General features: G+C 60.3%; 5 protein-coding genes. 2 read left to right on the top strand and 3 right to left on the bottom strand.

Annotation, left to right across the window (positions count from 1 at the left end; genetic code table 11):
• Positions 1-905: B12-binding domain-containing radical SAM protein (locus ACGVJ8_RS06445; RefSeq protein ID WP_392346501.1), on the top strand; the 905-nt coding region annotated here is incomplete at its 5' end.
• Here the strand turns inward: ACGVJ8_RS06445 and ACGVJ8_RS06440 are convergent.
• The 3 genes from ACGVJ8_RS06440 to ACGVJ8_RS06430 are packed head-to-tail and all read right to left on the bottom strand — an operon-like array spanning position 845 to position 3,316.
• A complete protein-coding gene (locus ACGVJ8_RS06440) occupies positions 845-1,717 on the bottom strand; it encodes a CPBP family intramembrane glutamic endopeptidase (protein ID WP_392346499.1) in 873 nt (290 codons plus the stop codon). The genes ACGVJ8_RS06445 and ACGVJ8_RS06440 overlap by 61 nt on opposite strands.
• Positions 1,718-1,721: 4 nt before the next feature.
• Positions 1,722-2,042: an ATP-dependent Clp protease adapter ClpS gene (clpS, locus tag ACGVJ8_RS06435; protein ID WP_392346497.1), complete on the bottom strand. Its 321-nt coding sequence runs from the start codon at positions 2,040-2,042 to the stop codon at positions 1,722-1,724.
• 47 nt (positions 2,043-2,089) lie between these two features.
• Complete coding sequence (locus ACGVJ8_RS06430; protein WP_392346495.1) at positions 2,090-3,316, bottom strand: LL-diaminopimelate aminotransferase; 1,227 nt, start codon at positions 3,314-3,316, stop codon at positions 2,090-2,092.
• Between the two features lie 53 nt (positions 3,317-3,369).
• Between ACGVJ8_RS06430 and ACGVJ8_RS06425 the strand changes: the two genes are divergently transcribed.
• Positions 3,370-5,662: TIGR03960 family B12-binding radical SAM protein (locus ACGVJ8_RS06425; protein ID WP_392346493.1), on the top strand; the 2,293-nt coding region annotated here is incomplete at its 3' end.

Here is a 5,662-nt window from a genome sequence, read left to right as displayed (position 1 = left end):
GGCCCCAGCTCGATTGGTACCTCGAAGGCGGCGACTTCTACGTAGGAGTTCAGACCAAGCGCGGCTGCCCCCACAACTGTTGCTATTGCGTCTACACGGTGGTGGAAGGCAAGCAGGTGCGCCTCAACCCAGTGGATGAAGTGGTGAAAGAGATGCGCCAGCTGTACGACCGCGGGGTGCGTGGTTTCTGGTTTACCGATGCTCAGTTCATTCCCGCGCGGCGCTACATCGAAGACGCCAAAGAACTTCTGCGGGCGATCAAGGCTGAAGGACTGACCGGCATTCGTTGGGCGGCCTACATCCGCGCCGATAATCTGGATCCCGAATTGGCTCAGCTCATGGTGGAGACGGGCATGAGCTATTTCGAGATCGGCATTACATCCGGCTCTCAGGAGCTCGTCCGCAAGATGCGCATGGGCTACAACCTGCGCACTGTTCTGGAGAGTTGCCGGATGCTGGCGGATGCGGGCTTCCGAGATCACGTGTCGGTGAATTACTCCTTCAACGTGATCGACGAGCGACCGGAAACGATCCGTCAGACCGTGGCCTATCACCGTGAGCTGGAAGCTATTTTTGGTGCTGATTTGGTAGAGCCAGCGATCTTTTTCATCGGTTTGCAGCCCCACACCCACCTTGAGCAGTACGGGTTCGATCAGGGTTTGATCAAGCCGGGGTACAACCCGATGAGCATGATGCCGTGGACGGCGCGGAAGCTTCTCTGGAATCCCGAGCCGATGGGGAGCACCTTTGGTCGGGTGTGTCTCGAGGCCTTTGATCGCAATCCTGCGGATTTCGGTCGCACAGTGATGTCACTCCTCGGAAGGGATTACGGAGTGGCTTCGCTTCAAGACGCGTTACGAGCTCCTGTGGCTGGCCGGGCTGCCTTAGCAACGGCTGTGCGCTGAATCAGCATCAGGATCAGAACACTGATCAGACCGACGAGTCCGCCCAGCGGGTTCGGGGAATCCCCTCCTGGGCCCACCAGCCACCACGGGACATTGGTTGACAGCTGAAGCAAGCCGTTCTGAAGCAGAAACCATCCAGCGACAAGCCCGCCATGCAGACCGATGCAGCCCCAAAGTGACCCCCGGTCAGCTTGTCGCTGTTTGGCAAGAACAATCCCCAACAGAAATAGCCCGACAAGAAGGCCACTCATGGCAGCCAGCCCCAGGTTGAAGCGTGTGTGAACGAGGCTAAAGATGCAGGCTTGGGCCAGAGCTCCAGCACGCGAGCCCATGATTCGATTGAGTTCCGCCCAGAGCCAGCTGCGGAAAATCAATTCCTCTGCCAAGCCAACGCCAAGGCAGAGCAACACGGCATTCGCCAAGTGGGTTCCATCCACTTCGCCTCGCCAATCTCCCGAGCCTTGGATCAGAACAATGCTCGTGATCACCGTCAGCAGCCCTGCAGCAATGAGCAGACCTCTGAGAAGAGCAGCTGCTGGCGCGGGTTGTTCTTGTGGATTTGCTCGGCAGATGCCTAAGGCCACCCAAGATCGCGCAGCGGACCACCGCAAGGCTGCCCATCGGGGCATCACCAAGAGGAACAGCACAAAACTCAGCACCGTTCCGGTGAGGGAGACCTGATCTGCTGGCAGGCCAACCAGCGTCAGCGGGATAGAAGTAAACCAGCCCAGTGCGTAAAGCAGAGGAATGAACAGAACCGTGGGCAGCCAGGCTGGCTGAAGCAGGAGGAACCTGTTCAGCGGTTGCTGCATCGCTCTAGTTTTCAGGCTCGATTGAACTGGTCAGCCCTTTGGATTTCAGCGTCTCGCAATAGAACTCCGCCGGCTCGATGTCGCACACGATCACCAACCCCACTCCAGTGTTGTGGGCCTCCAGCATCACGGCCATGCAGTCCTGCTCGCTGAGTTGAGGCACAACCTGCTGCAGGCTGGCCACCACGTATTCCATGGAATTCACCGGATCGTTGTGCAGCAGCACCTTGTAGCGAGGCGAGCGCTTGTGAACCCGCTCTGGCGCTTTGTCCAGAACAGCTGCACCACCTGGTTTTTGGCTGGGAGAGTCTACCGCCATGACCATTGACCCGAAACTTTTGAAATCTAAAGGGAATGGGGAGAGGAAGCGGTTCACAGGGCCTTGATGCGAGTCATGGCTTCATCCACATTGGCGCGGCTGTTGAAGGCCGACAAGCGAAAATACCCCTCGCCAGCGGCGCCGAAACCGCTGCCGGGTGTGCCCACCACGTTGGCTTTGTTGAGCAGATGGTCGAAGAAGCCCCAGGAGTCCATGCCCACAGGGGTCTTGATCCAGACGTAGGGAGCGTGTTCGCCGCCATAGACGGTGAGGCCTTCAGCACTGAGTTCGCGGCGAATGATCGCGGCATTCTCCATGTAGAAGCTCACTAGGGCCTTCACCTCGGCCTGACCGGCTTCGGAGTAAACAGCCTCAGCTCCACGCTGAATGATGTAACTCACACCGTTGAACTTGGTGCTCTGACGTCGGTTCCACAGCTCCCAGAGTTCCACCGCTTCGCCGTTGGCTGATTTGCCTTTCAGCCCCTTGGGCACCACGGTGAATGCACAGCGCGTGCCGGTGAAGCCGGCATTTTTCGAGAAGGAACGGAATTCGATGGCGCAGTCCCGGGCTCCTTCGATCTCGAAAATGGAGTGGGGGAGTTCCGGATCCTGGATGAAGGCCTCATAGGCAGCATCGAAGAGGATCAGTGCGCCATTGGCGCGGGCGTAGCTCACCCAGGCTTGAAGTTGTTCCCGGGTGGCGACGGCACCGGTGGGGTTGTTGGGGAAGCAGAGGTAGATCAGGTCGACCGGTTCACTGGGAATCTGCGCTGCAAAGCCGTTGTCCGCGCTGATCGGTAGGTAGGTCAGTCCCGCATATCGACCGATCTCTCCGGCTTCACCGGTGCGACCAGCCATCACGTTGCTGTCCACGTAGACCGGATAGACGGGGTCCGTGACGGCCACCTTGTTGCTCTCGCCGAGGATATCGAGGATGTTGCTGCTGTCGCACTTGGAGCCATCGGAAACAAAAATTTCCTCGGCACTGATATCGCAGCCTCGGGCTTGGAAGTCGTTTTTGGCGATGGCCTCCCGTAGCCAGCCATAGCCCTGTTCGGGGCCATAGCCGTGGAAGCCTTCGGCGGTGCCCATCGCATCGATGGCGGTTTTCATTGCTTCACGGCAGGCCAGCGGCAGGGGCTCCGTGACATCACCGATGCCCAGGCGGATCAGCGCTGCGTCGGGATTGGCGCTGCCGAACGCTTTGACGCGCCGACCGATCTCAGGGAACAGGTAGCCCGCCTTGAGCTTGAGGTAATTGCCGTTGACCTGAACCACGGAGTCGGGAGCTATTTCTGCGGGGCATCCTGCCGTGTCGGCAGCTCCATACGATGACCTCAGGAGTCAGGACATCCGACGTGGTCGTTTCATCCCTGGATCACCCGGTTGATTTCCATGCCCTGGTGGATAGCGGCATCAACAAACCGGCCCGCTACATGGGGCACGAGTTAGGGGTTGAACCAAGGGACTGGCAGACAGCGTCGGTTCGCTGGGCGCTCACCTACCCCGAGATCTATGAGGTCGGCTCCAGCAACCTCGGCCACATCATTCTTTATTCGATCCTCAATGCCGTTCCCGGGCAGTTATGTGATCGCGCCTATCTCCCGGCGGCTGATCTGGCTGGCTGCTTGCGGGAGCGCTCCCAGGCGTTGTTTGCCGTGGAAAGCCGTCGGCCCTTGCCGGCCTTCGACATCCTGGGCTTCAGCCTCAGTTACGAACTTGGCGCCACCAACATCCTTGAGATGCTGGACCTCGCGCAGGTGCCTATTCGCGCCACTGATCGGGGCGATTTGCCCCTGAGTGATCCTGCAGCACCTCCTTTGATTTTCGCTGGTGGTCCCACTGCCACCAGCAATCCAGAGCCCTATGCCCCGTTCTTCGACTTCATCGCCCTGGGTGACGGTGAGGAGCTATTGCCCGAAATCGGTCTGGTGGTGGCGCAAGCCAAAGCGAATGGATTGACTCGATCGCAATTGCTGCGCGATCTGGCCCAGGTCCCCGGCGTTTACGTGCCTGCGCTCTATGGAACCGGCGCCGATGGGGTCACCCTTGAGCCGCTTCACCCTGATGTTCCAGCGCGGGTTCTTCGCCGTGTGGCGACGCCAATGCCCCACTACGCCATGGGTCTTGTGCCCCATGTGGAAACGGTGCATGACCGTTTCACGGTGGAGATTCGCCGCGGTTGCACCCGGGGTTGTCGCTTCTGCCAGCCCGGAATGTTGACGCGTCCGGCTCGGGATGTGGAACCCGATGCCGTGATCGATGCGGTGGAGACTGGCATGAAACAAACCGGCTACAGCGATTTCTCGCTGCTCTCCCTGAACTGCAGCGACTATCTGGCGCTGCCGGCGGTGGGGGTTGAGTTGCGAAATCGCCTTGCGGATCAGAACGTCACGCTTCAGCTGCCCAGTCAGCGGGTGGATCGCTTTGATGAAGACATTGCTCACATCCTTGGCGGCACTCGGAAAGCGGGTCTCACCTTCGCCCCTGAGGCCGGAACGCAGCGACTCCGCGACATCGTCAACAAGGGCCTCACCGATGACGACCTGCTGCATGGCATCCGCACGGCCATGCAGAACGGCTACCGCAAGGTGAAGCTGTACTTTATGATTGGCCTCCCTGGTGAGACGGATGCCGATGTTCTCGGCATTGTCGAGACCTGCGTGATGCTGCAGCAGCGCTGCCGTGACCTGGGGCGGCTGAACCTGAACATCACGATCAGCAATTTCACGCCCAAGCCCCACACCCCTTTTCAGTGGCACAGCGTCTCCACGGCCGAGTTTGAGCGGCGCCAGGCCCTGCTCAAGGAGGTCTTCAGGCGTTTGCGCGGCGTGAAGGTGAACTTCACCGATGTGCGGCTGTCGGCTATGGAGGATTTTGTGGGCCGCAGCGATCGGCGCCTTGCCTCGGTGATCGAGGCGGCCTGGCGGGCCGGTGCCGGCATGGATGCCTGGTTCGAGTCGCTGGATCGCACCTACGCCGCCTGGGCCGGAGCCATCGCGGATGCTGGCCTGAAGGGGCGTTACCGGGAGATGGAGGTGGGGGGCTGGAGTACCGTGGCTGCCCTGGATCGGGAGGATCTGGAAGCGTTCTGTGCTCAGCCGCTTCCCTGGGATCACATCGACACCGGCATCGACAAGGCCTGGCTGGCGGACGATTTGCAACGGGCTCTGGTAGCGGCGGTTGTGCCCGACTGTTCCTTTGATGGCTGCAGCAGTTGTGGGGTCTGCGGCCCGGATCTCGGGCACAACGTGGTTGTTCCCGCTCCCGAGGTGCCAACCCAGCTGCCGACCCAAGCGCCGCCCAGCGAACGGGTGTGCCGGATCCGGGTGCAATTCGCCAAAACGGGATCGATGGCGCTGCTCAGCCATCTTGATCTGATGCGCATGCTGGAGCGGGCCCTGCGTCGCAGTGCTCTTCCGATCAGCTTCACCGGTGGGTTTCATCCCCTGCCACGGATTCAGATTGCTTTGGCCTTGCCCCTCGGCGCTGAGGCCCAGAGCGAGTGGATGGATCTGGAATTCACCGAGGCCCTGGATCCCAACCACTTTTGCAAGACGCTCCAGCCGTTGTTGCCGGAGGGCATTCAGCTGCTGGCGATAGCCGAGGTTCCCGTCAGTGGCA

Source organism: Parasynechococcus sp. (assembly GCF_042954245.1).
Lineage (GTDB): Bacteria > Cyanobacteriota > Cyanobacteriia > PCC-6307 > Cyanobiaceae > Parasynechococcus.
Note: the sequence above shows the minus strand (reverse complement) of the source record. Positions and strands in the feature narration are given on the sequence as shown.

What these genes read in the sequence shown, in the direction of transcription:
- ACGVJ8_RS06440 (WP_392346499.1), bottom strand. Translation starts at nt 1,717, where the DNA reads ATGCAGCAACCGCTGAACAGGTTCCTCCTGCTTCAGCCAGCCTGGCTG.
- clpS (WP_392346497.1), bottom strand. Translation starts at nt 2,042, where the DNA reads ATGGTCATGGCGGTAGACTCTCCCAGCCAAAAACCAGGTGGTGCAGCT.